Annotated in this window: 24 protein-coding genes; 6 read left to right on the plus strand and 18 right to left on the minus strand. The window is 63.4% G+C overall.

Going from position 1 to position 24797, the window contains the following annotated elements:
- Positions 1–29: 29 nt before the first annotated feature.
- Positions 30–929 (minus strand): amidohydrolase family protein, encoded by a 900-nt coding sequence (locus BMY06_RS08000; protein WP_074982491.1) that lies wholly within the window; start codon positions 927–929, stop codon positions 30–32.
- Between the two features lie 90 nt (positions 930–1019).
- On the minus strand, positions 1020–1334 hold the full coding sequence (gene rhaM, locus BMY06_RS08005) for an L-rhamnose mutarotase (protein ID WP_065065449.1): 315 nt from the start codon (positions 1332–1334) through the stop codon (positions 1020–1022).
- A 188-nt stretch (positions 1335–1522) separates the two neighbouring features.
- On the opposite strand from rhaM, the gene BMY06_RS08010 reads away from it, so the two are divergent.
- Positions 1523–2542: a LysR family transcriptional regulator gene (locus BMY06_RS08010; protein WP_074982493.1), complete on the plus strand. Its 1020-nt coding sequence runs from the start codon at positions 1523–1525 to the stop codon at positions 2540–2542.
- A 10-nt stretch (positions 2543–2552) separates the two neighbouring features.
- On the opposite strand, the gene lra1 is transcribed toward BMY06_RS08010, so the two are convergent.
- The 6 genes from lra1 to BMY06_RS08040 all read right to left on the minus strand — a co-directional run bounded on the left by lra1 (position 2553) and on the right by BMY06_RS08040 (position 10235).
- Positions 2553–3335: an L-rhamnose 1-dehydrogenase Lra1 gene (gene lra1, locus BMY06_RS08015; protein ID WP_065065451.1), complete on the minus strand. Its 783-nt coding sequence runs from the start codon at positions 3333–3335 to the stop codon at positions 2553–2555.
- A gap of 69 nt (positions 3336–3404) precedes the next feature.
- Positions 3405–4583, minus strand: a complete 1179-nt coding sequence (gene rhmD, locus BMY06_RS08020) for an L-rhamnonate dehydratase (RefSeq protein ID WP_074982494.1) — start codon at positions 4581–4583, stop codon at positions 3405–3407.
- 34 nt (positions 4584–4617) lie between these two features.
- A complete protein-coding gene (locus BMY06_RS08025) occupies positions 4618–5973 on the minus strand; it encodes an MFS transporter (protein ID WP_065065485.1) in 1356 nt (451 codons plus the stop codon).
- Positions 5974–6046: 73 nt separating this feature from the next.
- Positions 6047–6799, minus strand: a complete 753-nt coding sequence (locus tag BMY06_RS08030) for an SDR family NAD(P)-dependent oxidoreductase (RefSeq protein WP_065065453.1) — start codon at positions 6797–6799, stop codon at positions 6047–6049.
- Positions 6800–6811: 12 nt separating this feature from the next.
- Complete coding sequence (locus BMY06_RS08035) at positions 6812–7684, minus strand: fumarylacetoacetate hydrolase family protein (RefSeq protein ID WP_074982496.1); 873 nt, start codon at positions 7682–7684, stop codon at positions 6812–6814.
- A 265-nt stretch (positions 7685–7949) separates the two neighbouring features.
- Positions 7950–10235, minus strand: coding sequence for an NADP-dependent malic enzyme (locus BMY06_RS08040; protein WP_065065455.1), 2286 nt, complete (start codon positions 10233–10235; stop codon positions 7950–7952).
- Positions 10236–10457: 222 nt separating this feature from the next.
- Here BMY06_RS08040 and BMY06_RS08045 point away from each other — a divergent pair, with 222 nt between their 5' ends.
- The 3 genes from BMY06_RS08045 to BMY06_RS08055 all read left to right on the plus strand — a co-directional run bounded on the left by BMY06_RS08045 (position 10458) and on the right by BMY06_RS08055 (position 12828).
- Positions 10458–11372, plus strand: a complete 915-nt coding sequence (locus BMY06_RS08045) for a LysR family transcriptional regulator (RefSeq protein WP_221224281.1) — start codon at positions 10458–10460, stop codon at positions 11370–11372.
- 291 nt (positions 11373–11663) lie between these two features.
- Positions 11664–12047 (plus strand): nuclear transport factor 2 family protein, encoded by a 384-nt coding sequence (locus tag BMY06_RS08050; protein WP_065065456.1) that lies wholly within the window; start codon positions 11664–11666, stop codon positions 12045–12047.
- 211 nt (positions 12048–12258) lie between these two features.
- Entirely contained in the window at positions 12259–12828 is a 570-nt protein-coding gene (locus BMY06_RS08055; RefSeq protein ID WP_074982498.1) for a GNAT family N-acetyltransferase, read from the plus strand.
- 16 nt (positions 12829–12844) lie between these two features.
- Here BMY06_RS08055 and BMY06_RS08060 read toward each other — a convergent pair whose 3' ends face one another.
- Complete coding sequence (locus tag BMY06_RS08060; RefSeq protein ID WP_065065457.1) at positions 12845–13480, minus strand: LysE family translocator; 636 nt, start codon at positions 13478–13480, stop codon at positions 12845–12847.
- A 94-nt stretch (positions 13481–13574) separates the two neighbouring features.
- On the opposite strand from BMY06_RS08060, the gene BMY06_RS08065 reads away from it, so the two are divergent.
- Positions 13575–14501: a LysR substrate-binding domain-containing protein gene (locus tag BMY06_RS08065; protein ID WP_244144358.1), complete on the plus strand. Its 927-nt coding sequence runs from the start codon at positions 13575–13577 to the stop codon at positions 14499–14501.
- 53 nt (positions 14502–14554) lie between these two features.
- On the opposite strand, the gene BMY06_RS08070 is transcribed toward BMY06_RS08065, so the two are convergent.
- The 9 genes from BMY06_RS08070 to BMY06_RS08110 form a co-directional block, all read right to left on the minus strand.
- Complete coding sequence (locus BMY06_RS08070; protein WP_244144357.1) at positions 14555–15919, minus strand: cobalamin-independent methionine synthase II family protein; 1365 nt, start codon at positions 15917–15919, stop codon at positions 14555–14557.
- Between the two features lie 300 nt (positions 15920–16219).
- Entirely contained in the window at positions 16220–17119 is a 900-nt protein-coding gene (locus BMY06_RS08075; RefSeq protein WP_161495535.1) for a transglutaminase-like domain-containing protein, read from the minus strand.
- A gap of 308 nt (positions 17120–17427) precedes the next feature.
- Positions 17428–17790: a DsrE family protein gene (locus BMY06_RS08080; RefSeq protein WP_065065460.1), complete on the minus strand. Its 363-nt coding sequence runs from the start codon at positions 17788–17790 to the stop codon at positions 17428–17430.
- 66 nt (positions 17791–17856) lie between these two features.
- Positions 17857–18132 (minus strand): sulfurtransferase TusA family protein, encoded by a 276-nt coding sequence (locus BMY06_RS08085; RefSeq protein ID WP_231957780.1) that lies wholly within the window; start codon positions 18130–18132, stop codon positions 17857–17859.
- Between the two features lie 300 nt (positions 18133–18432).
- Entirely contained in the window at positions 18433–19857 is a 1425-nt protein-coding gene (hydA, locus tag BMY06_RS08090; protein WP_074982503.1) for a dihydropyrimidinase, read from the minus strand.
- Positions 19854–20846, minus strand: coding sequence for a dihydrodipicolinate synthase family protein (locus tag BMY06_RS08095; protein WP_074982504.1), 993 nt, complete (start codon positions 20844–20846; stop codon positions 19854–19856). The genes hydA and BMY06_RS08095 overlap by 4 nt, the downstream gene beginning before the upstream one ends.
- Positions 20843–22051, minus strand: a complete 1209-nt coding sequence (locus BMY06_RS08100; RefSeq protein ID WP_231957781.1) for an NAD(P)/FAD-dependent oxidoreductase — start codon at positions 22049–22051, stop codon at positions 20843–20845. Before BMY06_RS08100 ends, BMY06_RS08095 begins: the two co-directional genes overlap by 4 nt.
- On the minus strand, positions 22048–23472 hold the full coding sequence (locus tag BMY06_RS08105; protein ID WP_074982505.1) for an NAD(P)/FAD-dependent oxidoreductase: 1425 nt from the start codon (positions 23470–23472) through the stop codon (positions 22048–22050). Before BMY06_RS08105 ends, BMY06_RS08100 begins: the two co-directional genes overlap by 4 nt.
- Complete coding sequence (locus tag BMY06_RS08110; RefSeq protein ID WP_231957782.1) at positions 23465–23779, minus strand: (2Fe-2S)-binding protein; 315 nt, start codon at positions 23777–23779, stop codon at positions 23465–23467. The genes BMY06_RS08105 and BMY06_RS08110 overlap by 8 nt, the downstream gene beginning before the upstream one ends.
- 146 nt (positions 23780–23925) lie before the next feature.
- Between BMY06_RS08110 and BMY06_RS08115 the strand changes: the two genes are divergently transcribed.
- Positions 23926–24753, plus strand: coding sequence for a transporter substrate-binding domain-containing protein (locus BMY06_RS08115; RefSeq protein WP_065065465.1), 828 nt, complete (start codon positions 23926–23928; stop codon positions 24751–24753).
- Positions 24754–24797: the final 44 nt, after the last annotated feature.

Raw genomic sequence — 24797 nt, forward strand, 5'->3', positions numbered from 1 at the left:
GCCGGTTTGCGTGCGCGAGCGCGGCGTCGCTAGATGCGATAAATGCGTTCGGCGTTGCCGCGAAACAGCGCGGCTTTTTCGCTTTCGCTGGCGTCGTTCACGATCGCGGCGTAGGCGTGCCACAAATCGGCGTAACTACCGAACAGACGATCGACCGGGAAATTCGACGCGAACATTGCGCGCTGCGCGCCGAACGCGTCGATGGCTTCGAGCACGTAAGGGCGCAGGCTTTCCACGCTCCACGTGTGATCGAACATCGCGAGCCCGCTGATCTTCACCGATACGTTCGGGCACGCCGCGAGCAGGCGCAATCCGTCGCGCCACGCGCGCCAGCCCGCCACGCTGCTGCGATCGACGAACATGCCGCCATGATTGACGATGAGCGCGATGCCCGGATACGCGCGTGCGAGCGCGGCGGCTTCCTCCATCTGCGCCGGATACAGTTGCAGATCGAACGAGAAGCCGTGCTGCTCCAGTAACGCGAAATGCTCACGCCACGCGGCCTCGCGCATATAGTGGCGACCCACGTAGTCATAAAGCGGATTCGCGTGCACGTTGAGAATCTGGCGAATGCCGCGCACGCGTTTGAATACCGCATGCTGCGCGAGAATCGCCGCCGCATTGGCGGCGCTCAGATCGCAGGCGGCCACGATGGCGTTGGGCAAACCGCGTGCGGGATTGCCGTCGGCATCCGCGAGCGATTCGAGCCAGCGCGTTTCCTCCACCGGATCGGCGGGGTCGTGATTCGCCTCGACGTGGACCACTTTGAGCACGTCGATATCGCCGGCCTCGCGCACGAGATCGGCGGGCAGATAGTTATGCTTGAGTTCGCGCGCATCGCACACGAACGACGTGGCCGGCTTCGCGAGCCACGGATAGTGATGCGTGTCGAGGTCCCAGAAGTGGACGTGCGGATCGACGACCTGCATGGCATGCTCCTCAAGGCGAATCATGACGGCAGCGTGAAAATGGGCACGACGGGTAAGCGGCGCTAAGGCGCGAAGCCGCTACGCGCCGTTTCAAGGCAGATGAAACACCGGCACGAGCGGATGCGCCACGGGCACGTTGCCCTCGCCCGTCTGCATGATGTCGGCCATGTAATCCCACCATTTGCGCATGATGGCCGTTTCGGGCAAACGGTCCATGCCGTGATCCGCGGGCCGCTTGAGCACGGCAAACAGTGCATGCGTGTTTTCGTCGAGAAAGATCCAGTAATCGCTCACGCCCGCGTCGCGCAACGCCTGTGCGAGTTCCGGCCAGATTTCGCGGTGACGCCGCTCGTATTCGTCCCGTTTGCCGGGATTGAGCTGCATGCGAAACGCCATTGTTTCCATGATCGTGTCTCCGTCCAGCGTGCTTGCGCCGATCCGCTGTTCCGCTGTTTATGCGCGCGCCCTGGCGTTTGCCCTGGCCCGTCTTTATTCCATGTTTCGCAGCGATTCGAACGACTATAATTCGCCCATCGATAGCCAACCAATCCGATGTTGGGATCGGGCGATACTTAAACCGGATCGCAGGACCCATGAACCATCACACTGCCGTCGTCTCGCTCGTCAACCGACTCAAGTTCAAACATCTGGCCTTGCTCGTCGCGCTCGACGACGCACGCAACGTGCATCAGGCCGCCGACGTCATCAACGTGGCGCAGCCCAGCGCGAGCCGCATGCTCAGCGACATCGAAGAAGCCTTTGGCTTTCGCCTTTTCGAACGCAATGCACGCGGCATGCAGCCCACGGCGCTCGGCGTCGTCACGCTCGCCTACGCGCGCCGCGCGCTCTCCGACCTCACGCGTTTCGCCGAAGATCTCGACGTCAAGCGGCGCGGCGGTCACGGCCAGCTGACCGTGGGCGCCATCATGGGCGCTGCGCCCGATCTGCTCGCGCATGCCGTTGCCATGCTCAAGACCGAGCGCCCGCTGCTGCACGTGCGCATCCTCGGCGAAACGAGCGACCAGGTCGTACAACTGCTGCATCGGCGCGACGTCGATCTCGCGCTCGGCCGTCTCACCACGCCGTTGCAGCACAACGATTTCAGCTTCGAGCCGCTCGCGCGCGAAACGCTCGTGCTGGTCGTGCGCGCGCGCCATCCGCTCGCGCGCCATGAGCACATCACGCTTGCCGAACTGATGGACTGGCCGTGGGTCGCCCAGCCCATCACGAGTCCCGCGCGCGAATTGTTCGAAGGCGAACTCGCGCGCGCCGGTCTCGCCACGCCGATGAATCTCACCGAATCGGCCTCGATCTTCGCCACGCTGCAATTGCTCGAAAGTTTCGACGCCGTGGCCATGCTGCCCGAGTCCGTCGTGCGCGATCACGTGCGGGGCAAACTGCTCGTGGTGCTGCCGCTCGAAATCGGCAAAAGCCTGCCCGGCTTCGGCGTGCTCACGCGCAAGAACGAAGCGCTCGCGGAACCGGCCGAGCATTTTGTCGGGCTGCTGCGCCGTTTCTCGCAGCCGTTCAAGGTCGATGATCCCGTTCACGATACGCCGGCCGCAAAATCGGCGAAATCAACGAAATCTGCAACCGTCGCGGGCAATTCGTGATTCATACGGATTACTGAAGATTGACGAACAGACCGCCGTCCACCAATAGCGACGCGCCCGTGACATAGCGCGCGCGATCCGAAGCCAGAAACACCACGCATTCGGCCACGTCATCGGGCGCACCGAGACGGCCCAGCGGAATGCGTTTTTCAAAGTACGCGCGCTTCGATTCATCGGCGAGATCTTCCGCATTCAGGTCGGTGGCGATCGTGCCAGGCATGACCGAATTGCAGCGGATGCCGTACGGCCCGAGCGCAATTGCGCACGACTGCATCAGCGAATGCACGCCCGCTTTGGTCGGCGTGTAATGCGTCTGCATGCCGCCGCCCACGAGCGCGCTGATCGAACTCGTCGCGACAATCGCGCCGCCCGTGCCCTGCTCCTTCATTTGGCGCGCCACGGCCTGCGTGACGTAGAACGCGCCGTTCAGATTCACGCCGATGGTGCGTTCGAGCACCGCGGGCGGCAAGTCGAGAAACGAATGGAACGGGCACACGCCCGCATTGCTCGCGAGCACGTCGACCTTGCCGAATTGCTCGACCGTCTGCCGCACGAGATCGACGCCCGTTTGCGGCGCGGCCACGTTGCCTTCCACCGCAATCGCGCGGCGTCCCAGGCGCTCGATCTCGTCCAGCACTTCCGAAATCGCCGAACGCCGGCCATATGTGGCGTCGTTGTCGCCCCAGTAATTGATCGCGACGTCGGCACCCTCGCGCGCGCTGGCGAGCGCAATGGCCCGCCCGATGCCGCGCGAACCGCCGGTGACGATCACCACCTTGTCCTTGAGCAGCACGATGCATTCTCCTTTCGTTATGTCGAGCGAGGCGCGCTTGAACGACGCCTGAATGACGCCTGAATGCGCTCAGTGCGAGTAAGGGCGCGTCAGCTTGCAATCGGGATTCAAACGCACGCCGAAGCCCGGCGTTTCCGGCACTTTCAGGCGGCCGCGTTCGGGCACCGGTTCGTCGAGCAATAGCGGCGTGAACATCGGCACCACTTCGTCGGCCTTCGGCGCCATCATCAGGAATTCGGCGAAGGGCGAGTTGTGGCGCGTCACCACGAAGTGATAGCTGTACACCGAAGAACCGTGCGGCACGACCATCACGTTATGCGCGTCCGCGAGCGCGGAGATCTTGATGAGTTCCGTCATGCCGCCGCACCAGTTCACGTCCGGTTGAATGATGTCGCAACAGCCCATTTCGAGCAGCATGCGGAAGCCCCAGCGCGTGGCTTCGTGCTCACCCGTCGTCACCAGCATGCCGCGCGGCACGTTCTTGCGCAGTTCGGCGTAGCCCCAGTAATCGTCGGGCGGCAGGCATTCTTCGAGCCACTTGAGTTTGTGTTCCTGCGCGGCCTGCGCAAGACGCGTGGCGTAACGCACGTCGAGACTCATCCAGCAATCGTACATGAGCCAAAAATCGTCGCCGACGCGCTCGCGCATCGTCGCAAGCGTTTCGATATTCTTTCTGAGGCCTTCCTCACCTTCCGCCGGTCCGTGTTGCAAAGGCAGTTTGCCGCCGATAAAACCCATTTCCTTCGCGAGATCGGGGCGCGCGCCCGTTGCATAAAACACGAGTTCGTCGCGCACCGGGCCGCCAAGCAATTGATAAACCGGTTCCTGACGCAATTTGCCGAGCAAGTCCCACAGCGCGAGATCGACGCCCGAAATCGTATTGAGCACGACGCCCTTGCGGCCGTAATAAAGCGTCGCGTAATACATCTGATCCCACATCTTTTCGATGTCGGTCACGCGCTGGCCCTCGAGAAAGCGCGCGAGATGTTTCTCGACGATGAACGCGCCAATCTCGCCGCCCGTCGTCACCGCGAAACCCACGGTGCCGTCGCTCGCTTCCACTTCGACCACGAGCGTGCCGAGCACGTCGATGCCGAACGAGCGGCGGCTCTGCCGATACTCGGGATAACGCGCCATCGGCGTGGAAATGTGATCGTCGATCCAGTGACCGTCGGCTTGATCGTGATAATCGGCGCCGCCGCCGCGGACGGTGAACGCGCGCACCTGCTTGATGGTTGGCATGGCCATGTGACGTTGCTCCTGAAAGTGGATGTCCGTGCGTTCAGCGCGCGCGCCCGGCGGCCCGCTCGAAGGCAGCCGCGGTGCGTGCGCCCGCGCGAGGTACGACGATAAGTACGAGCACCGCCGCGGCGAGGCTCGCGAATCCCAGCAATACGAGGCCCGCCGCGTGCGAGCTGAAGTGCTTGTCCGCGGCGGCGCGCATCAGCGGCGCGATGAAGCCACCCAGGCCGCCCAGCGAGTTGATGAGCGCGATGCCGCTCGCCGACGCCGTGCCCGCGAGTTCGCGTGCGGGAAACGTCCAGAACAGCGGCTGCGCGGCGATAAAGCCGCTTGCCGCGCAACAGAGCGCCGCCATCGCCACGACGGCGCCGGCCGTAGACCCCACGCCGCCCGCCGCGCCCGACACGGCAATGCCGAGCCCGGACAGTACGAGCAGACGCACGGTCCACGCACGATGGCTGCCGAAACGATCGGCGCGGCGCGGCACGATCCACGTGAGCGCCACGGCGCACAGCCAGGGCACCGCCGCGAGCAGCCCGACTTTCAGGCCGACCTTCGCGCCCGCCAGCGAAGCCACTTGCTGCGGCAGGAAAAACACCACGCCGTAGACGCTCATCTGGATCAGCGCGTAAATCGCGGCATAAGCGAGCACGCGCCTGTCGACGAGTGCCGCGAGCGCATCGCGCGGACCGTGCGCCATCGCCTCGCCCGCATCGACGCGCAACGCCGCCACCAGCGCGCGCCGTTCGTCGATGTCGAGCCAGTGCGCGTCGTCGGGACGATCGGTCAGATACCAGAACGCCCACACGCCAACGACCGAAGCCAGCGCGCCTTCGACGAGAAACAGCCACTTCCAGCCCGCCAGCCCGCCGACGCCATGCAGATCAATCAGGAATCCCGACAAAGGTCCGCCGAAGATAAACGCCAGCGGTGCGCCGAAATAAAACAGGCCGATTGCACGCGCGCGCGACGACTGCGGAAACCACTGCGTGAGGTAATAAATGATGCCGGGAAAGAAGCCCGCTTCGGCGACGCCCAGCAAAAAGCGCAACGCGTAGAACGACGCAGGCGATTGCACCCATGCCATCGCGGCCGAAACCAGGCCCCACGTGACCATGATGCGGCACATCCAGATGCGCGCGCCCATGCGATGCAACAGCAGATTGCTCGGCACCTCGAACAGCGCATAGCCCGCGAAAAACACGCCTGCGCCGAATGCGAATGCCGCATCCGACAAACCGGTGTCGTGCTGCAACGCCTTCTGCGCGAAACCGATGTTCGCGCGATCGAGAAAGGCGAGCACATACATCAAGAGCAGGAACGGCAACAGCCTGCGCATGGCCTTGCCGATCGCGGACTGCGCGTGCAATGACGCCTGCGATGCTTCGCTCGACATCGAACTCTCCTGATCCGGCGGTGGGGTGATGCGCCCGAAAAAACTGGGCGCATCGGCTGGCGAGCTCAGCGCTTCAATACGTCGCGCGGCCGCCCGACAAATCGAATACCGACCCGGTGCTGAACGCGCAATCTTCGGAGCACAGCCAGACGATCATCGCGGCGGCTTCATCGGGCATCAGGAAACGGTTCATTGGAATTTTCGCGAGCATATAGTCGATATGCTCCTGTTTCATCGAATCGAAGATTTCGGTTTTCGCCGCCGCGGGCGTAACCGCATTCACGAGAATATTCTTCGTGGCGAGTTCCTTGCCGAGCGATTTCGTCAAACCGATCAAGCCCGCTTTCGATGCGCTGTAGTGCGAGGCATTCGGATTGCCTTCCTTGCCCGCCACCGAAGCAATATTGACGATGCGCCCATAACCCTGTTCGAGCATGCGCGGCACCACGGCGCGGCAGGTCAGATAGCTGCCGATCAGATTCACGTCGATCACGCGCCGCCAGACCTCGACCGGCAATTCCCACATCAGGCCATTGCCGCCCGTAATGCCCGCGCTATTCACGAGCGCGTGAATCCCGCCGTGATCTTTCACGGTTTGCTGCGCGGCGGCTTCCACGGAATGCTCGTCCGTGAGTTCGACTTTCACCGCGGAGACGCTGCCCAATTCCGACAATTCCTTGCGCGAACGTTCGAGCCGTTCGGCATCGATATCCCAGAGCGCGACGGCCGCGCCCGAGCGCAAGGCGCGCTGCGCCACCGCATAACCGATGCCGCGCGCGCCGCCGGTGATCACCATGACGCGGTTCTTCAGATCGAGTTGATTCATGACGCCCGCCCTTTATCGTGTGAATGCCGATGCCTGCGCCGTGCTTGCCACGGTGCGCTGCTGCTGCTCGCCGAGTCCTTCCACGCCGAGGCGCATAACCTGGCCCGCGCGCAGATAGACCGGGGCGGGCTTCTGGCCCATGCCGACGCCGGGCGGCGTACCGGTGGAAATCACATCGCCGGGTTGCAGGCTCATGAAGTGGCTGATATAGGACACGACGGTGGCCACGTCGAAAATCATCGTGCGCGTATTGCCTTGCTGATAACGCTTGCCGTCGACGTCGAGCCACATGTCGAGCGCCTGCGGATCGGGAATGTCATCGCGCGTGACGAGCCAGGGGCCAAGCGGCGCGAAGGTATCCGCGCTTTTGCCCTTGTCCCATTGACCGCCGCGTTCGATCTGCCACGCGCGCTCCGAGACGTCGTTCACGACGCAATAACCGGCCACATAATCTAGCGCCCGCTCGCGCGAGACGTAGCGCGCTTCTTCGCCGATCACCACGCCGAGTTCGACTTCCCAATCGACTTTTTGCGCGCCGGGCGGAATCACGACGTCGTCATTCGGACCGACAATCGAACTCGTCGCCTTGAAGAACAGCACGGGCTCGCTCGGCACCGGCAAATTGGATTCGGCGGCGTGATCGGAATAATTGAGGCCGACGCAAATAATCTTGCCGACCTGTCCCACGCAGGGACCGAGGCGCGCGTTGGCGGGCGCGAGCGGCAGGCTGTGCAGATCGAGTGAACCGAGTCCGGCGAGGGAAGCGGACGAGAGCGCGGCGCCCGCGAGATCGGGCAGCACGCTGGAGAGATCGCGCACACGCCCATCGCGATCGAGCGCGCCCGGCTTTTCACTGCCCTTACTGCCCCAGCGGACCAGCTTCATGCGGTGTCTCCTGATATTGGATTTGAGCATTGCTCAAGCAATATAGGCAGTCCGCGATAGCGGAACAATCCGGATGAAGCATGGGGCAATAACAAAAGCGTATCGCGCCGATGCGAGTTGAATAATCAGCACGAATTGACCGAATACTGCGCGTTGCTGCATCGCCGCAAAAAAAGGCGAACGAAGTCCAATAAAAAACGGCGCGCCCGGTTATTCACCAGGCACGCCGTCTTTAGAAACCGCGAATTTAAAAGACCAACCTCGATCAGTCGCGATTCGCTTGCAGCACCGTCAACGCCGTCATGTTGATGATGCGTCGCACCGTCGAGCTGGACGTGAGAATGTTCACCGGCGCATTCACGCCGAGCAGGAACGGACCCACGGCCACGTTGCTGCCCGCACCCGTTTTCAGCAGGTTATAGGCAATATTCCCCGAATCCACGTTCGGGCACACCAGCAGATTGGCCGCGCCCTTGAGCTTCGAATGCGGCAGGATACGCTCGCGCAGCGCTTCGTCCAGTGCGCAATCGCCGTGCATTTCGCCGTCGATTTCCAGATCCGGATTCTGCGCCGTGACGAGCTTGAGCACTTCGCGCATCTTCGTGCCCGACGCCGAGCTGCCCGAGCCGAAATTCGAGCGCGACAGCAGCGCGACCTTCGGTTGCAGATTGAGCCATTCCATCTGGCGCGCGGCGGCCAGCGTGAATTCGGCGATCTGTTCCGCGTTCGGGTTGTCGTTGATGTGCGTATCGACGATCGCGACCGTGCGCTTGTCGAGCAGCAGGATATTCATCGCCGCATACGTCTTCGCGTTGCGATGCATGCCGATCGCTTCGTCGACGAAACGCAGGTGGTCGTGATACGCGCCCACCGTGCCGCACACCATGCCGTCGGCGTCGCCGAGGCGCACCATCATCGCGCCGATCAGCGTGAGACGGCGGCGCATTTCCACGCGCGCCATTTCCTTCGAAATGCCGTCGCGGCAACGCAGTTCCCAATACGTGGTCCAGTATTGATGGAAGCGCTCGTCGTATTCCGGATTCGTGACTTCGACGTCTTCGCCGAGCTTCAGGCGCAGGCCGAACTTCTCGATGCGCGCCAGCAGCACTTCGGGGCGGCCGATCAGGATCGGACGCGCGAGTTTCTCGTCGACGATCACCTGCACCGCGCGCAGCACGCGCTCTTCCTCGCCTTCCGCGAACACGATGCGCGACTTCGCGCCGTCACGGACGAACTGCTTGGCCGCCGCGAAGATCGGCTTCATGAAGGCGCCCGAGTGGTACACGAACTGTTGCAGCTCGTTCGTATAGGCGGCGAAGTCGTCGATCGGACGCGTGGCCACGCCGTCTTCCATCGCGGCCTTCGCCACGGCCGGCGCGATACGCACGATCAGGCGCGAATCGAACGGCTTCGGAATCAGGTACTTCGGACCGAAGCGCAGGTCATACGCGCCGTAGGCGGCCGCGACCGAGTCGTTCAGTTCTTCTTCGGCGAGCTGGGCGATCGCGTGCACCGCCGCGATTTCCATCTTGCGCGTGATGGTGGTCGCGCCCACGTCGAGCGCGCCGCGGAAGATGTACGGGAAGCACAGTACGTTGTTGACCTGATTCGGGAAGTCCGAACGGCCCGTGGCCAGCACCGCGTCCGGACGCGCTTCGAGCGCGATCTCGGGGAAGATTTCCGGCGTGGGGTTGGCCAGCGCGAGAATCAGCGGCTTGTCGGCCATCTTCTTGACCATTTCGGCCTTGAGCACGCCGCCCGCCGAGAGGCCGAGGAACACGTCCGCGCCGTCGATCACTTCGCTCAGCGAACGCGCGGAGGTGTCCTGCGCGAAGCGCTCCTTGTCCGGGTCCATCAGCGTCGTGCGGCCTTGATAGACCACGCCGTCAATGTCCGTCACCCAGATGTTCTTGAGCGGCAGGCCCAGATCGACCATCAGGTCCAGACAGGCCAGCGCCGCCGCGCCCGCGCCCGAGGTCACGACCTTGACCGTCGAAATATCCTTGCCGACCACCTTCAGACCGTTGAGGAACGCCGCCGAAACGGTAATGGCCGTGCCGTGCTGATCATCGTGGAAGACCGGAATCTTCATGCGCTCGCGCAGCTTGCGCTCGACCGTGAAGCAGTCCGGCGCCTTGATGTCTTCCAGATTGATGCCGCCGAAGGTGGCTTCGAGGCTCGCGATAATGTCGACGAGCTTGTCCGGGTCGCTTTCCGTGACTTCGATGTCGAACACGTCGATGCCGGCGAACTTCTTGAACAGCACCGCCTTGCCTTCCATGACCGGCTTCGAGGCCAGCGCGCCGATATTGCCCAGACCGAGCACGGCCGTGCCGTTCGTGATCACGCCAACGAGGTTGCCGCGCGCGGTGTAGCGGAACGAGTTCTGCGGATCGGTGACAATCTCTTCGCAGGCCACGGCGACGCCCGGCGTATAGGCCAGTGCGAGGTCGCGCTGCGTGACGAGCGGCTTGCTGGCCGTCACGGAAATCTTGCCCGGCGTCGGGAATTCGTGATATTCGAGGGCGGCCTGACGATCGGTCTTGTTCATGTTCCTCACTCTGATAGTGTGCCGGGCGCGCGGGCGGCGCGGCGGTCATGTTCGAATGAGGCGATTCTAGTGAGCCGGCATCAGCTCCCCATTTTGATTTAGTATGGGGCCATTATTTTTTCCTGATACCTCCCCGGATACCCCTCCGGTAGCCCCGTGGATAAGCAGAACGTGTCTTTCAGCATCGAAGAAGTTACCCGGCGCCTCAATACGCGCCTGAAAATGCGTCACCTCGTGCTGCTGCTGCAGATCCGCCAGCACGGGTCGCTGACCCGCGTGGCCGAGCACATGGCCACGAGCCAGCCCGCCGTCACCAATGCGCTGGCCGAAATGGAGAGCATGTTCGGCGCGCCGCTGTTCGACCGCTCGCCGCGCGGCATGACGCCCACGCCGCTCGGCAACGTCGTGCTGGCGCGCGCCCAGGCCATGCTGCACGATCTCGACCACCTCGCGCGCGACATCGAGGCCGTGCATTCGGGCCACGCCGCGCGCCTGCACGTGGGCGTGATTCCGTTCATTTCGGGGCGCACGCTCGCCTCGGCGATCCGGCTCGCGCAGTCGCGCCTGCCGCAGCGCGTGACCATGACGATCCACGAAGGCACCAGCGACGCGCTGCTGCCGCAACTGCGCGATCACACGCTCGATATCGTGATTGGCCGCGCGTCGGCGACCGTCGACGTCGCGCAATTGCGCTTCGAGGTGCTGCATCAGCAGACGCCGCGTCTGATCGCGAGCCGCCGCCTGGCCGCGCGGCTCGGCCGCAGCAAGGCGAACTGGCAGAAGCTCGCGGAGCTCGACTGGATTCTGGGCGCGCCCAATACGCCCATCCGCGAGCAGATCGACGACCTGTTCCTGCACGCGGGCGTCTCGCCGCCGGTGCCGATCGTCGAAAGCTATACGTCGCGCCTGATCGGCGAAATGATCGTGGCCAACGACGACGCCGTGTCGATCGTCCCCGCGGATATCGCCGAGGAACTCGTGCATATCGCGGGCGTGGCGATCGTGCCCTACACCTTCGACTGGACGCTGCCGCCGATCGCGCTGTTCACGCGCGTGGGCGTGCCGCGCGAGGTCGATACCGTGTTCGGGCAGGCGCTGCACGAGCGTTATCTCGAAGTGGAGCGGGCGCGGCGCTGAATCGCGTGTTGAATTCGCTCGCTGGATGCGGACAGGGCGCGGTGTGAACCGTGCCCTGTTTGTTTTCGGGCGTCGCCTGCATTGCGGGCGAGCGAAATGTACTCACAATGAAAGCACGAATGTTTTCACCGAATCTTTCATCATGCTTTCATTTCGTCGGCGTCGCCGCTTAATGTGGCGAATAATTCTCATCAACGTATCAACACAGCGCCTCCAACGAGAGGCCGGTTCTCCATAATTTCCAACGAAATACCCTTGCATCAAAACGTCCAGACACTTCGGAGACAGACCATGAACGATCAAGCGATACTCGACGCCCTGACCGCGCACTGGCAAGCGTCGGCGGCCGGCGACCTGGAAACGGAACATCAGATCTACGCCGAGGATGCAATCTGCGACTACCCGCAATCCGGCGAACGCATTCTCGGGCGCGCGAATCTGCAGGCGCTACGCGGCGCGCATCCCGCCCGGCCATCGGGCTTCGATGTGAGACGTATGCAAGGCAACGGCGACCTGTGGATTACCGAATACACGATTACGTACAACGACCGCGACGCTTTGACAGTCAGCATCATGGCGTTCCGAAACGGCAAGGTCGTCCACGAAACCCAGTATTTTTCCGAGCCTTTCGACGCCCCGGCCTGGCGCAGTCAATGGGTGCAGAAAATGTCGTGACATGCGCGCTGCGCAGGCGCTGGATTGGTGACTGAAAGCGTTCACGCGTTTCGTTCAATCGTCAGCGGCTGGAGGCGGTCCATCGTCCAGATCACGCTCACGATGAATGATTAAACGGTGCGGCCGATTCAACCGGTCGACATCGCCGTTTCGATCGCCGACAATCAGCACCGAACAGCCATCGCTTCTGTTTCTACCTGGAGCCGTCTCCATGCAGCCTGTCCTGATTGATCTACCCGATACGATTTACACCGAGCGACTAATCATTCGCGCGCCTCGGCCGGGTGATGGTCAGCAAGTCTTCGAAGCGACGGTTGAATCACTGGAAGCGTTACGCGCATTTCCAGCGTCGTTGCCCTGGGCAATGGAGGAGCCTTCCGTTGAAGCCTCGGAAATCTTCTGCCGGACTGGGGCGTCGAACTTCATCGCGCGTCGCGATTTTCCTTTTCTCTTTTTGCTGCGTGATTCCGGTGAATTGGTCGGGTGTGGCGGGCTTCATAACCCGCGCTGGAAAGCCGGCACGTTTGAGGCCGGCTGGTGGGGCCGAACCGCCTGGACCAAACAAGGCTTGGTGAGCGAAGCCGTTAGCGCCATCGTCGATCTGGCCTTCACCGCGCTCTCGGCCCATCGCGTGGAAGTTTTCACCGACGACCTGAACCCGAATGCATGGCGATTGTGTGAACGAATCGGCATGGCGCTCGAAGGCATATTACGTCATTCGCGAATCGAGCCCGACGGGACGCTGCGCAATACGCGGGTCTATTCAAAAATTCGCCAATAGTCCAATAGTCCAATAGTCAGGCGCGTTTATAGACACTGAACATCAACCGCAGTCCAAGCGCAGCGATTGCAGCCGATGCGCAACGGTCGATCCAAACCCTGGATTTCAGGTAGCGGTCTCGAAGAACGTGGCCGGAAAAACACACGGCCACCGTGGCGTACCATCCGGCCTCTACGGCAAAGACGAGCGGCGGCAGCGCAACGTAGCACCACAACGGCGGATGCTGCGGCAATAAGGCCGCGAAAATACTTCCATAGACAATGGCGGTCTTTGGATTGGTCAGCTGTGTGGTCAATCCCGTCCAGAATGATCGCCCCAGACTTTGCGCCGCCTCGGTGCGAATACGGTCAATCACAATTGACTCCGATGAACCTCGCCAGATTTTCAGGGCGAGGTAAATCAGGTACGCGCCTCCGGCCATCTTGAGTCCGCCATATAGCCATTCCACGCTGTTCAACAGCGTATAGAGGCCCGCCAGCGCGATGCCGCTGAAGCAGACTCCCCCAACGCCCATCCCGATGGCGGTGGCAAGCCCGTCACGCCGCGACAATCCCAGCGAACTTCTGACAACGAGAATAAAGCTCGGTCCCGGACTTATCGCGCCGAGCAGAAGTGCCGTGAGTATGGCGATGAGAGCCGACGAGACATTCATGGAGCCTCCACACACTGGAAAAGGATCGAAGGCCATATTGTGTGGGCTGACGGCTCTGATAAGCTAGCGCACAGTTCGACAACGAGGTGTGAATTTGAAACACATCCCCAAAGCTCGTCCGCCGCTTGCCAATCTCGAGACTGTCTGCCTGGTTGCTCAGGCGGGATCTTTCAGTGCGGCGGCGACCGCCAGCGGCGTCACGCATGGGGCCATCAGCCGGCGCGTAGCCGCTGTCGAAAATTGGCTCGGCGTGCGGCTTTTCGAGCGCCACGGGCGCGGGATCGAGCTCACACCAGATGGGCAACGCTTTGTCGGACAGGTGCTCCAGGCTTTCGATATCATCGATGTCGCGGCCGACCAATGGCGTACACGCGCCGTTGCAAGACTGGTGCGAGTGAGCGTTGTATCCTCGTTCGCCCAGCTTTGGCTCTTCGATCGACTCGCTCAACTCGAAGCTGGCGCGAATCCACTCAAAATACAGCTCGACGTCGGGTCACGTCACGTTGATATTGCGGGCGGCGAGGCCGATCTGGCCATTCGCTATGGTCGCGGAAACTGGCCTGGGCTCCAGGCTGAATTGCTGTTGCCAGAAACGCTCACTCCGGTAGCACATCCTGATATCGCCGCGAAAATAAAGGCAAACGATCCCAATGGATTACTGGCTCACCCACTGCTGCACGATTCGGATTTGACGGGATGGCGTGCGTGGTTCGACGGCCATAACGTCTCGCTCAAGCGTCGGCAACACGACCGGCGATTCGAGGATTACACACTCGTCCTTTCTGCAGCGGAGGCAGGTTTGGGGATCGCCTTGGCCCGCCTGCCCATTGCGGCAACCCGGCTGCACGGAAGCCAACTCGTTCGATTGGACAGGCGTACTGTCGCGAATCCGCTCGCCAATTACATCGTCACAAGCAAGCAGGAGCGAAGGCCGGAGATACTTGAGCTTATCCAGCGATTGAAAGACAGCATCGATGAAAACGACCCGCCGATTCAACGCAAGCGTTTAGCGAGGAGCTAGTGGCGTCGATTTAGCGCGCACGCCACATATCAGAAAGCGGCGAATTCACGACATCAAACACCATGCCGTTCCCGCAGAATTGCGGCAGCCTCTGCCAGCGTCCGCAGTTTGGCTTCTGCAATCTGGGCGCCGCTCACGGGCGCGTCGGCGAATGTCGCAAAACCGCAGTCCGGATTGAATAGCACGCGCTCTTTGCCGAACAGGCCGATCGCCCGCTCCGCCCTGCGCAACACCTCGTCGAGCGGTTCGACGTGCGCGTGCTTCTGATTGCAGAGTCCCACGCCGATACGCTGCCAGTCGGGCAAGCCTTTGAGAAGCGCCATCTCTCCGGCGCGCGGCGTGCAGACTTCGAGGAAAAGCGTGCCGACATGCAACGCCGCCAGCGTATCGACAAGCGGACGATAATCCCCCGTCATGGCCTTGCTTTCGTCGGCCGTCCAGTTCCCCCGGCACATGTGGACGGCAACGCGATCGATCGGGAAGCCATCGACCACGGCATTCAGCAGGCTTCGCGCAAACGCCAGCTCGGATTGCGGATCGCTCTTTTCCGATAGCGCACCGCACATGAAACTGCGCTGACTCGTCGTTCCGGAAAACACCACCTCCGACAATACCGGCTCGTCGAACTGCACCAGCGCGGCACCCTGCGCGAGCAGCGCCGCCAGTTCTTCCCGCAGTATCCGCACGACATCGGCGGCGAGCGCTTCGCGGCTCGAATAGGCGCGGTCGGAAACGCACTCCATCCACATCGTCCGCGTCAGCAGATAGGGACCGGGCAGCGCGACTTTCACCGGCAGCGCGGTCAAGCTGCGCACGTAGTTCATCTCGTGCACCGCGAGTGGCTGGCTGCGCCCGAGCGGCCCGAACACGGCCGGATGCCGCACGTCGGCCGCCGGTACATCGAGCGCTCTCAATTCCTGCTCGAACGCCTGAGGATCATCCACATAGGGCAACAGATCGGTCAGCGGAATCAACTGGCAGTTGTCGAGCAGGCCGCCGACAAAGCTCGCGTAGCTATCGCGCCGCTGCTCGCCGTCGGTGACCACATCGACGCCCGCACGCAACTGCGCCGCGATCGCGAGTTGCACGGCGTCGTCTGCGCTGGCCTGAAAAGCCGCGTCGTCGAGCCGGCCCTCGATATGATCGTGCAGCGCCTGAAGCATCCATCTCGGTCGCGGCCAGCTCCCGATCCCCATGACCGACAAAGGACGGATCGACGGCGCGGGCGACGGCGCGGGCAAGGAAGCCGGAATCGCGACGGGCATGATCTGGATCGACGCACGCTGACGCGCTTCGCGCTCAAGCGCCTCGTCGATCGGCCCTGCTCGCATCGCACCGCTCGCGAACGCGCCCTTGCTCACCAGAAAGCTGCGGCGCTTGCCGTCTTTCGTCCACGACACAAGCTCGTTGCCCGTCATACGGCACCATGCGGGCAGGTCCGATTCGACCGAGGTTTCCGTCGACTGGATCTCCAGCAACTGGCCGCGTTCGAGCGGGTCGATATGTTTGCGAATCAGCAGCAGCAGGCCGTTTCCGCAATCGAGATCGCCGCCGTCGAAGCTGACGGCCGGTTCATACGCGTGTTGTGAAGACGATTCCATCATGCCGATGCCCCGCTATCCTTCGAAGTCGCTCGCCTGCACCGACTTCGGCGCAGGCGAGCGTGTCCCACCGTTATCGACAGGTACTCGCGCGGTGCGCATGCGCACCGGCCAGCGTCACTCGCTCTTGCCGGACGTCTGCGTGTAAGTCAGTTTGCGCGTCCAGCCGGTGTAACGCTTGCCGTCCACTTCGACGTAAAGCGTCGCCAGCGAATTGACCGGGCCGTCCTGTTGCGGCGGCTGCATCATCAGGTCGCGACCGGTCGACCACGAAAAGCGGCGATCGTCGAGATTGCCGAAGTAGTAGTCGATCTTGCTTTTGTCGAGTCCGTGATAGCCGGTCGCAGTGGTCCGCTCGACCAGCGTTCGGTTCTGGTCCGTGAGCGGAAATTCCTTGCCATAGACATTCGCGAGCGACACGTCGAGCGGAATCCAGCCGTAATTCGGCGCGTAAAACTCGATCCAGCAGTGATAGCTCGCATCGACTTTCACGCCGTCGAGCGTCGGCTTGAGCAGCGAGCCATACACCATCCGCGTTGGAATGCCGTCCGCCATCGCGAGCGACGAAAACAGCGAGTGGAAGTCCGTGCAATTTCCGCTCTTCGTCTGCAGGCAAAAGTCCGTGCTGCCGAAATCCGAGGGCTTCATACGGTCCGGATACTCCACCCAGTAGGTCACGTGATCGAGCGTCCAGTCGTAGAGCTTGCGAGCAGCGAGTATCGGATTCTGCTCGTCGCCGACAATCTGTTTCGCGAGGCCCTTGATCTGGTCGTTGACGATGACATAACTCGTCGGCAACAAATAACGCTGTAGCGCCGTGCGTTCCGCATCGGTGAGTGGACGCGTCTTCGACGGATCGAGACGCGTCTTGCGCTCGGTGAGCGTCTGGTCGAAATGCTCCGTGATGTCGATCGTCGCCGCATTCGGCTGCTCGACGTCGATATAGCCAACCCGATTGCCCCACGAATCCCGGTGATACTCAACGGGGTAAGCCGAGTCGACGCTAAATGACTTCACCTCGTTCCATGGCGTCTGCTGAGGAACGGGAAACCAGATGCGGACCTGCTTCGCACCGGCCGGCACCTTGACGACCAGCTGGTTCTCCGTGCGAAACGAAGCCTGCTGGGCGGGTGCGGAATCCGCCGCACGCGCAGCGAGTGGCGCAATCGACGCAAGGAGCGCCAGCGATGTGCAGACCTGCCACCAGGTTCTGCGTGAGCGGGGGCGTTTCGCTTCTGAATGCGCTTCGGACCGTGAAGCGAACAGGCGTGACGATCCGGCGCCGGCGACGCCGGCGAGCGTGTGGAGAGATGTCATGGGCGCCCTCAGTAGCTGAGACTGGGGCAACCTTCACTCATGAATTCGACAAGCATGGCGCCACCCACGATCTTCGCGCCAGGAATCAGCTTGTCTTCATCGAGCGAGCGTTTCTTGAAGCACGGCGAACAGACGTAAATCTTGCCGCCGGCTTCGACGAAGCTCGTGATCAATTCCTTGAGCGGCGCAAAGCCGGACTCGTGAATATCGTCCGCATAACCGGACTGCGAGAGACGCGTGCCTTCGATATTCAGAAAAACGACAACGTCTTTCTCGCTGGCAACGGCCGCGTTCGCCACGACAAAGGCAACCGTCGCCCTGTCGGTGTCGTCTTTGGCTCGAGTCAGACTGACCACGAATTTTCCAGACACGTTACTCTCCCGGTTTTCTTGCACTGTGGATAAACGAAGGCTAATGCTTTTCGATGACAGCCAGTATTAACCCTTCGCTTTGATGAAAAAAATTCCTTTCTCTGGTTCTGCACGCAGCAGTTGATGCCCGGTAATCCGGCAGTATGAAGGGATATCCTCGATCGCGCCGCGATCCCGTGCGATCAGTCTGATGATTTTGCCCGGCATGGTCCTCAGTCTCACACGGAGCTTGAGCAGCAGTTCGCCGCAACCCAGATCGCCCGCATCCCATTCCACGTCGAATGGCGCGCTGGAATTTCCGGTCGGTAGCTGCACGGTTTCTGTCATGGCGGTGAGCGGCAAAGGCTGAGAGCGTTTCCCAGCGACATAATACGGCACATCGCGCCGCTCGCGCGCTCAAGCGTCCGATCCAATGGAAATGAAAGGCAACAGGCGGGGATTGGCACAGGGGCGCGGTTTCCGCCGGATATCGGCTCCCGAAGCGCACAGACCTTAATGCGAGCCGCGCCAAATGACGCGACGTCCGCAATGCGTGTCCTCTTTTGCTTGAATCGTGCGCGAACCGATCTCCGCATTGGCCGCGCGTTGAACGGCGCGAGACCGGCTATCGACGATGCAAACGCACGCCAGGCTCCCGACGCCCTACCAATGCACGCCCAGTTCTCCGCGCGCGACAAACTGGCCTTGGCCGCTCGGGCCCACCCACTCGCCATCTTCAATCAGGCATTCGCCACGCAGCAGCACGGTCTTGACCTGCCCCGTCACGTTGCGCCCTTCGAATAGCGTGAAATCACACGCGCCATGCTGCGTTTCAGCGCTGATCGTCTGCGTGGCGTCGGGGTCGAACAGCACGATATCGGCGTCGCTGCCCACCGCAATCGTCCCTTTGCGCGGAAACAGTCCGAACAACTTCGCCGGCGCAGTCGACGTCAATTCCACGAAGCGGTTCAGCGAAATGCGGCCCGTGCCCACGCCGCCGTCGTAGACCACGGTCATGCGCGTCTCCACGCCCGGCACGCCATTGGGAATGCGCGAAAAGTCGTTCTCGCCGAGCGGCTTCTGATTCACGCGCCCGAGATGGCCCTCCTTCAAGCAATATGGACAATGGTCGGTCGAAATGAGTTGCAGGTCATCGGTCTTGAGCGCGGTCCACAGTGCGTTCTGCGACTCCATCGAGCGCAGCGGCGGGCTCATCACGTAACGCGCAACATCGAAGCTGTCGTCGGCGTAGGCGGAATCGTCGAAGAAAAGATAATGCGGGCAGGTTTCCGCGAACACGGGAATCCCCAGATCGCGCGCCTCGATCACGTGCTTGAGCGCTTCCTTCGCGGACAGATGCACGAAATACACCGGCGCCTCCGCAAGTTCCGCGAGCTTGATGCCGCGATGCGTGGCCTCGCCTTCCATCAGCGCGGGGCGCGTGAGCGCGTGATAACGCGGCGACGTGTGGCCTTGTTCGAGCGCCTCGCGAATCAGCAGGTCGATGACCGTGCCGTTTTCCGCGTGCAGCGCGATCATGCCGCCGTGCTGGCCGACCATGCGCATCGCGCGAAAGATCGCGGCATCATCGGACATGACCGTACCCGGATACGCCATGAACATCTTGAAGCTCGACACGCCTTCGTGACGGATCGCATAGCGCATGTCGCCGAGCACCGATTCGTCGACTTGCGTCACGATCACATGAAAACCGTAGTCGATATGCGAGACCGACCCGGCCTTGGCCTGGGCGCGCGCGATCGCGTCGAGCGGGCTCGTACCGGTTTCCTGCAACGCGAAATCGATAATGGTGGTCGTGCCGCCGAACGCCGCCGAGCGCGTGCCCGTGTCGAACGTATCGCAGGTGACCGAGGGGCCGAAGGTGTTTTCCATATGCGTGTGCGCGTCCACGCCGCCAGGCAGCACGAGCCGGCCCGTCGCATCGATCACGCGCGTGTCCGGCCCGGCTTCGAGCCGCGCGCCGATACACACGATGCGTTCGCCTTCGATCAGGATATCGCCGTGATAATCGTCGACAGCGGTGACGATGCGGCCGCCGCGGATAAGGGTTCGCTTCGCTTGGGTCATGAATGGCTCCGGTGGGAAACTGCGGAATCGGTGAGATCGGCTGAATGGGCTGAATCCTTGTGCAGCGCGTGCGCGAGCGCGGCTTCGAGCGCGTGCATCTCCTGCGCGTCGAGCGGCGCAACGGGCGGCCGCATCGCCGCCCCCGGCAGGTGGCCGAGCAGATGCAGACACGCCTTCAGGCGCGCATTCGCGAGAAAGCCCGGCGCGGTGCCGTAAATCGCTTTCGCGAGCGGATACACGCGCTCGTGCACCTTGCGAGCGGTCACGAGATCGTTGCTCTGCATCGCGCGATAAAGTTCGACGATCAACTCCGGCACCACGGCCGCGAGACTCACGAGCGAGCCCTCGGTGCCCACGGCGAAACAGGTCATCAGATGCTCGTCGCCCGACGCCATCACCGCGACGTGCGGCGCGAGCGCCTGCACCAGCCGCCGATTCGCCTCATAACGCGCGGTCTCCCAACTGCCCTCCTTGATCGCGACGACGTTCGGCAACGCGACCAGCGCCGCCAGCATCTCCGGCGTGTACGCCATCGCCCCCGTACCCACCCCGGCCTGATAGAGCATCAGCGGCAACTGGGCGTTCGCGTTCGTGATGCGATGGTGCGTGACGACCGTCGCGAGATCGGTGGAAAGCGTCCACGAATACGGCGGAAACAGCAGCAGCGCGTCGGCGTCCGCCGCTTTTGCGTCGTCGGCATGCGCCTGCGCCTGATAACTGTCCTCCGAATTGATACCGGCGACGATGATCGACTGCGCGCCGCACACCTCGCGTGCGATCTCCACCACACGACGCTTTTCCTCGCGCGAAAGCGCGAAGTTTTCTCCGGCGTGGCCATTGATCAGGAGTCCGACAATTCCATCGACCGACGCGACCTGCGCGAGATGACGGCGCAGCGCCGCTTCGTCGAGGTGGCGGCCCTCGGCGTCGAGCGGGCACAGCGTAGCGGCGTAGACGCCATGAAAGGGAAATTCTCGTGCGGGAATCATGGCTTCGGTTCTCGGTGAGCGCTGGAATGCGTGGACTGGGCACCCGGCGCGACGACGAGCCGCGCGGGATCGAAAAGCGGTAAATCGGGCTCGCTGCCGAGCATCGCCTGCGCGAGCAGCTTCCCCATGAACGGACCGCTCGTGTAGCCGGAATGCACGCAGCCGATCACCCAGGCGGCGTCGTGGCCCGGAATCGGCCCGAGCATCGGCATGGCGTCGGCGGTTTCCGATTCGAGGCCGAGCCAGATGCGCGCCACGCGTGCGTTCGCGAGCGCGGGGATCACGTGCTGCGCGAGGCGAAGATTGCCTTGCAGATTCTGCGGAATGGTTTCGACGGGGCCGTTCACGCGGTCGCCCACGCCTTGCCAGCCGCCGCCGATCAGCACCGTGCCGTTGTCGAACTGCTTCATCGACAGCAGGCCGTTGGCGATGCTCAACACGGTCCGCATCACGGGCGGCAGGCGTTCGGTGACGATCAACTGGTTGACGAGCGTTTTCACCGGCACGTGCACGTCCAGCATCGCGAGCATCGGTTCGAGCCACACGCCGCCGGCGAGGACGAGACGCGCGCCGTCGAGACGCTCAGGCGTGCCATCGCGGCGCTCGGCGTGCACGCGATACGCGCCCCGCTCGCGCTCGATGCGGCTGACCGCCGCGTATTCGACGATCTCGACATTCGCCGCGCGCAACGCCGCGCGATAGGCGCGGCCGGTCAGATACGCGCTCGCGAAACCGTCCATTTCGCAGTGCGCGGCTTCGAGCATGGCGGGATTGAGGCCCGGCTCGACAGCGAGCGCGGCGGCAGGATCGAGCAAGCCGATCTGCGCGCCGTATTCGCGCCGCGCGGCGGCCCGCGCGCGCAACAGTTCCTGCTCGGCGGGCGTGAAGGCCAGCGAGAGGCCTGGCGCCGCGGTCGCGGCCACGCCCGCGCCGAGCCAGCTTTCGGCGTTCATCCACATGGGCCATGCGCGCATGGCGTAAGGCACGAGTGCGGCGCGCGTCATATGCAGCGTGAGCGTGCCCGCGTTCACGCCGGACGCCGCGCGGCACAGCGCATCGCGTTCGACGAGCGCCACGCGCATGCCACCGCGCGCGAGAAACAACGCGGTGGTGCAGCCCATCACGCCGCCGCCGACCACGACGGCGTCGAAGTCGCGCGCTGCTTGCGCGTCGGTCGCTGCGTTCGAATTGATTGCGGTATTCACAGCGGCGCCGCCTTCGGAATGGGAATGTCGTCGTAGGTGTAGGTGCCCGTGAGCGCGGCGACGGAGACCGGACGCAACGGCGTGCGCGCCGACCATGCGCCCACGTCTTCGCGCGTTTTTCCAGGCACGCAATGCGTCAGCAATTCAGCGGCGACGTCGCCGCAACTGCGACCCTGACACGGCCCCATGCCGCAGCGCGTCCATGCCTTCAGTTGATTGGCGTCCTGCGCGCCGGCTTCGCAGGCGGCTTCGATGTCCGCGCGCGTGACGTCCTCGCATCGGCATACGGTCGTGTCCGGGCCGATGCCTTGCACATGTCCCTCGCGCAGCGCCATCAGACGCGCCATCGCACGACCGAAACGCGCGTCGCGTTCGTGCGCGGCGCGCGCCGACGCGAGCGCGGCATCGGAGACGCCGGACGGGTTCGCGCCGAGATCGCGCGCGCATGCGAGTCCGGCGAGCGTGCCGTGCGCGGCGGCGGCGGCCGCGCCCGCGATGCCCGCGCCGTCGCCGCAGACGTAGAGGCGTTCGCGCGAGGTGCGGCCATCGCGGTCGATATCGGCGATCCAGCCGCCCGCCGCGCGTTCGTATCGATGGCGCGCGCGCAGCAGCCGCGTGATCTCCGTCGACGGCACGAGGCCGTGCCCCACCGCGACACAGTCCACGTCGACGGTGCGCCGCGCGCCGGCGACCGGACGCCCGCTCGCATCGCAAGGCGCGAGCGTCGCGCGCAGGCGCTTGCCCACGGGTTCGACGCGCTCGAGCGTGTGACGCGCATAACGCGGCGTGCCCGCGCGGCGAATCGCGCGCCACCACGCAATACCTTGCGCGAGCAAGTCGGGACGCGTGACGAGCGCGGGCAGCGTGCGCAGCCAGTCCGCGCTGCTCGCGAGATCGGCGATGGCCACGACTTCGCCGCCGCCCGCGATCGTCTTGCCCGCAACCGCCGCGAGCAACGGACCGCAACCCGCCACCAGCGTCGTGCGCCCTGGCAGCACGCCCTGCGCCTTCAAGAGAATGGTCGCCGCCGCGAGGCCGATGACGCCCGGCGTGGTCCAGCCGTCGAACGGCACGACGCGCTCGGTCGTGCCCGTTGCGACGATCAGCGCCCGCGCGGTGCAATGCAACGGCCCGTCCGGCCCGACCGCATCGACGCGATAGTCGCCCGTCACGGCCCAGACCGAATGCGCCGCGAAGACACACACGGGGCTCGCGGCCAACGCGTGCCGCAGCGCGTCGCCGGCCTGGCGGTCGGCCTCGCCGTGCGCCGGGATGCCCCCATGCGGCGCGCGATACACCTGGCCGCCCGCCTGTGCGTTCTCATCGAACAAAGCGACAGCAAGGCCGCTCGACGATGCGGCGAGCGCCGCTTGCACGCCGGCCGGCCCGGCGCCGATCACGATCAGGTCGAACTCATTCATGGCGCGCCGGGCCCTTGTCCAGATCCACGGTTTCCACGCGCATCTGCGCACGCACGGGTGTTTGACACGCCAACGCGCGCCGGCCGTCCACCATCACGAGACACTCCTGACACGAACCCATCAGACAAAACATGCCGCGCGCGCCGTGCGCCCGGGGACTCGTGCGCAGGCGCCGGATACCCGCCGCGAACAGCGCCGCCGCGACGCTCTCGCCGTCGCGCGCGGACACGGGCCGCCCGTCGTAAATCAGCTCGACGCACGGCGCGGCGCGCAGACCGTGCACATGCATCCCATCGTCCGAAGCCATCTTTTTCACCTCGCTTGACAAGGAATTTAGGCGATGTTTTGATCCTATCGTATACGAACCGTATACGACAAATCGCCAAAAATAAGGCGCACGCGCAGACGGTTCGTCACCTCGATCCACCCTCACGCTTCTCACGGAGTCAGCAGATGAAACCTTCGATGTTGGGACGCATGCTCGCCGCGACGGTCGCGGCAGCCGCGTTGTTCGGTTCTACCGGCGCTCACGCGCGCACGCTCGACGAAATTCTCGCCTCGAAAAAAATCGTCTTCGGGATCAATCCGAACCTGCCGCCGCTCGGCACCTATGACGCCAAGAACAACATCGACGGCTTCGACGTCAGCGTGGCGCGCAAGATCGCCGACGGCCTTGGCGTGAAGCTGGAAATCGTGCCGGTCGGCTCGAACGACCGCGTGCCGTTTCTGATGACCGACAAGATCGACGCGGTGATGGGCGGCATGACGCGCAACGCCGACCGCATGAAGGTGATCGATTTCACCGACCCGGTGAACACCGAAGTGCTCGGCGTGCTGACGACGGCGGGCAAGCCGTACAAGGACTGGACGCAACTGAACGACCCGTCGGTGCGGCTCGTGCAGGTGCGCGGCACGACCCCGGTGAAGCTCATTCAGGACAAGCTGCCGAAGGCGCAACTGCTGCTGCTCGACAACTACCCAGATGCCGTGCGTTCGATCGCGCAAGGCCGTTCCGACGCGCTGATCGACGTGCTTGATTTCATGCTCAGTTATACGAAGCAATATCCTGTTAAGTGGCGCGTGGTCGATACGCCGATCGAAGTCGATTACGACTGCGTGGGCGTGAAGAAAGGCAATACGGCGCTGACCGAACGCCTGAACAAGGAGATCGCGGCCATGCAGAAGTCGGGTTACATCGCGTCGAGCTGGAAAACCTGGTTCGGCAGCCCGATGCTGTACGACCCGACCGCCGCGCCGCCCACCGTCGCCGCCGCGCAGTAAGCAACACGCTCGCGGGCGCTGCAAGGCAGCCTGCGAGCATTTCA

Origin of the sequence: Paraburkholderia tropica (assembly GCF_900109265.1) — a bacterium.
Classification (GTDB): Bacteria; Pseudomonadota; Gammaproteobacteria; order Burkholderiales; family Burkholderiaceae; genus Paraburkholderia; species Paraburkholderia tropica.

What these genes read in the sequence shown, in the direction of transcription:
- BMY06_RS08000 (WP_074982491.1), bottom strand. Translation starts at nt 929, where the DNA reads ATGCAGGTCGTCGATCCGCACGTCCACTTCTGGGACCTCGACACGCAT.
- rhaM (WP_065065449.1), bottom strand. Translation starts at nt 1,334, where the DNA reads ATGGAAACAATGGCGTTTCGCATGCAGCTCAATCCCGGCAAACGGGAC.
- BMY06_RS08010 (WP_074982493.1), top strand. Translation starts at nt 1,523, where the DNA reads ATGAACCATCACACTGCCGTCGTCTCGCTCGTCAACCGACTCAAGTTC.
- rhmD (WP_074982494.1), bottom strand. Translation starts at nt 4,583, where the DNA reads ATGGCCATGCCAACCATCAAGCAGGTGCGCGCGTTCACCGTCCGCGGC.
- BMY06_RS08025 (WP_065065485.1), bottom strand. Translation starts at nt 5,973, where the DNA reads ATGTCGAGCGAAGCATCGCAGGCGTCATTGCACGCGCAGTCCGCGATC.
- BMY06_RS08030 (WP_065065453.1), bottom strand. Translation starts at nt 6,799, where the DNA reads ATGAATCAACTCGATCTGAAGAACCGCGTCATGGTGATCACCGGCGGC.
- BMY06_RS08035 (WP_074982496.1), bottom strand. Translation starts at nt 7,684, where the DNA reads ATGAAGCTGGTCCGCTGGGGCAGTAAGGGCAGTGAAAAGCCGGGCGCG.
- BMY06_RS08040 (WP_065065455.1), bottom strand. Translation starts at nt 10,235, where the DNA reads ATGAACAAGACCGATCGTCAGGCCGCCCTCGAATATCACGAATTCCCG.
- BMY06_RS08045 (WP_221224281.1), top strand. Translation starts at nt 10,458, where the DNA reads ATGCGTCACCTCGTGCTGCTGCTGCAGATCCGCCAGCACGGGTCGCTG.
- BMY06_RS08050 (WP_065065456.1), top strand. Translation starts at nt 11,664, where the DNA reads ATGAACGATCAAGCGATACTCGACGCCCTGACCGCGCACTGGCAAGCG.
- BMY06_RS08055 (WP_074982498.1), top strand. Translation starts at nt 12,259, where the DNA reads ATGCAGCCTGTCCTGATTGATCTACCCGATACGATTTACACCGAGCGA.
- BMY06_RS08060 (WP_065065457.1), bottom strand. Translation starts at nt 13,480, where the DNA reads ATGAATGTCTCGTCGGCTCTCATCGCCATACTCACGGCACTTCTGCTC.
- BMY06_RS08070 (WP_244144357.1), bottom strand. Translation starts at nt 15,919, where the DNA reads ATGACGGGCAACGAGCTTGTGTCGTGGACGAAAGACGGCAAGCGCCGC.
- hydA (WP_074982503.1), bottom strand. Translation starts at nt 19,857, where the DNA reads ATGACCCAAGCGAAGCGAACCCTTATCCGCGGCGGCCGCATCGTCACC.
- BMY06_RS08095 (WP_074982504.1), bottom strand. Translation starts at nt 20,846, where the DNA reads ATGATTCCCGCACGAGAATTTCCCTTTCATGGCGTCTACGCCGCTACG.
- BMY06_RS08105 (WP_074982505.1), bottom strand. Translation starts at nt 23,472, where the DNA reads ATGAATGAGTTCGACCTGATCGTGATCGGCGCCGGGCCGGCCGGCGTG.
- BMY06_RS08110 (WP_231957782.1), bottom strand. Translation starts at nt 23,779, where the DNA reads ATGGCTTCGGACGATGGGATGCATGTGCACGGTCTGCGCGCCGCGCCG.
- BMY06_RS08115 (WP_065065465.1), top strand. Translation starts at nt 23,926, where the DNA reads ATGAAACCTTCGATGTTGGGACGCATGCTCGCCGCGACGGTCGCGGCA.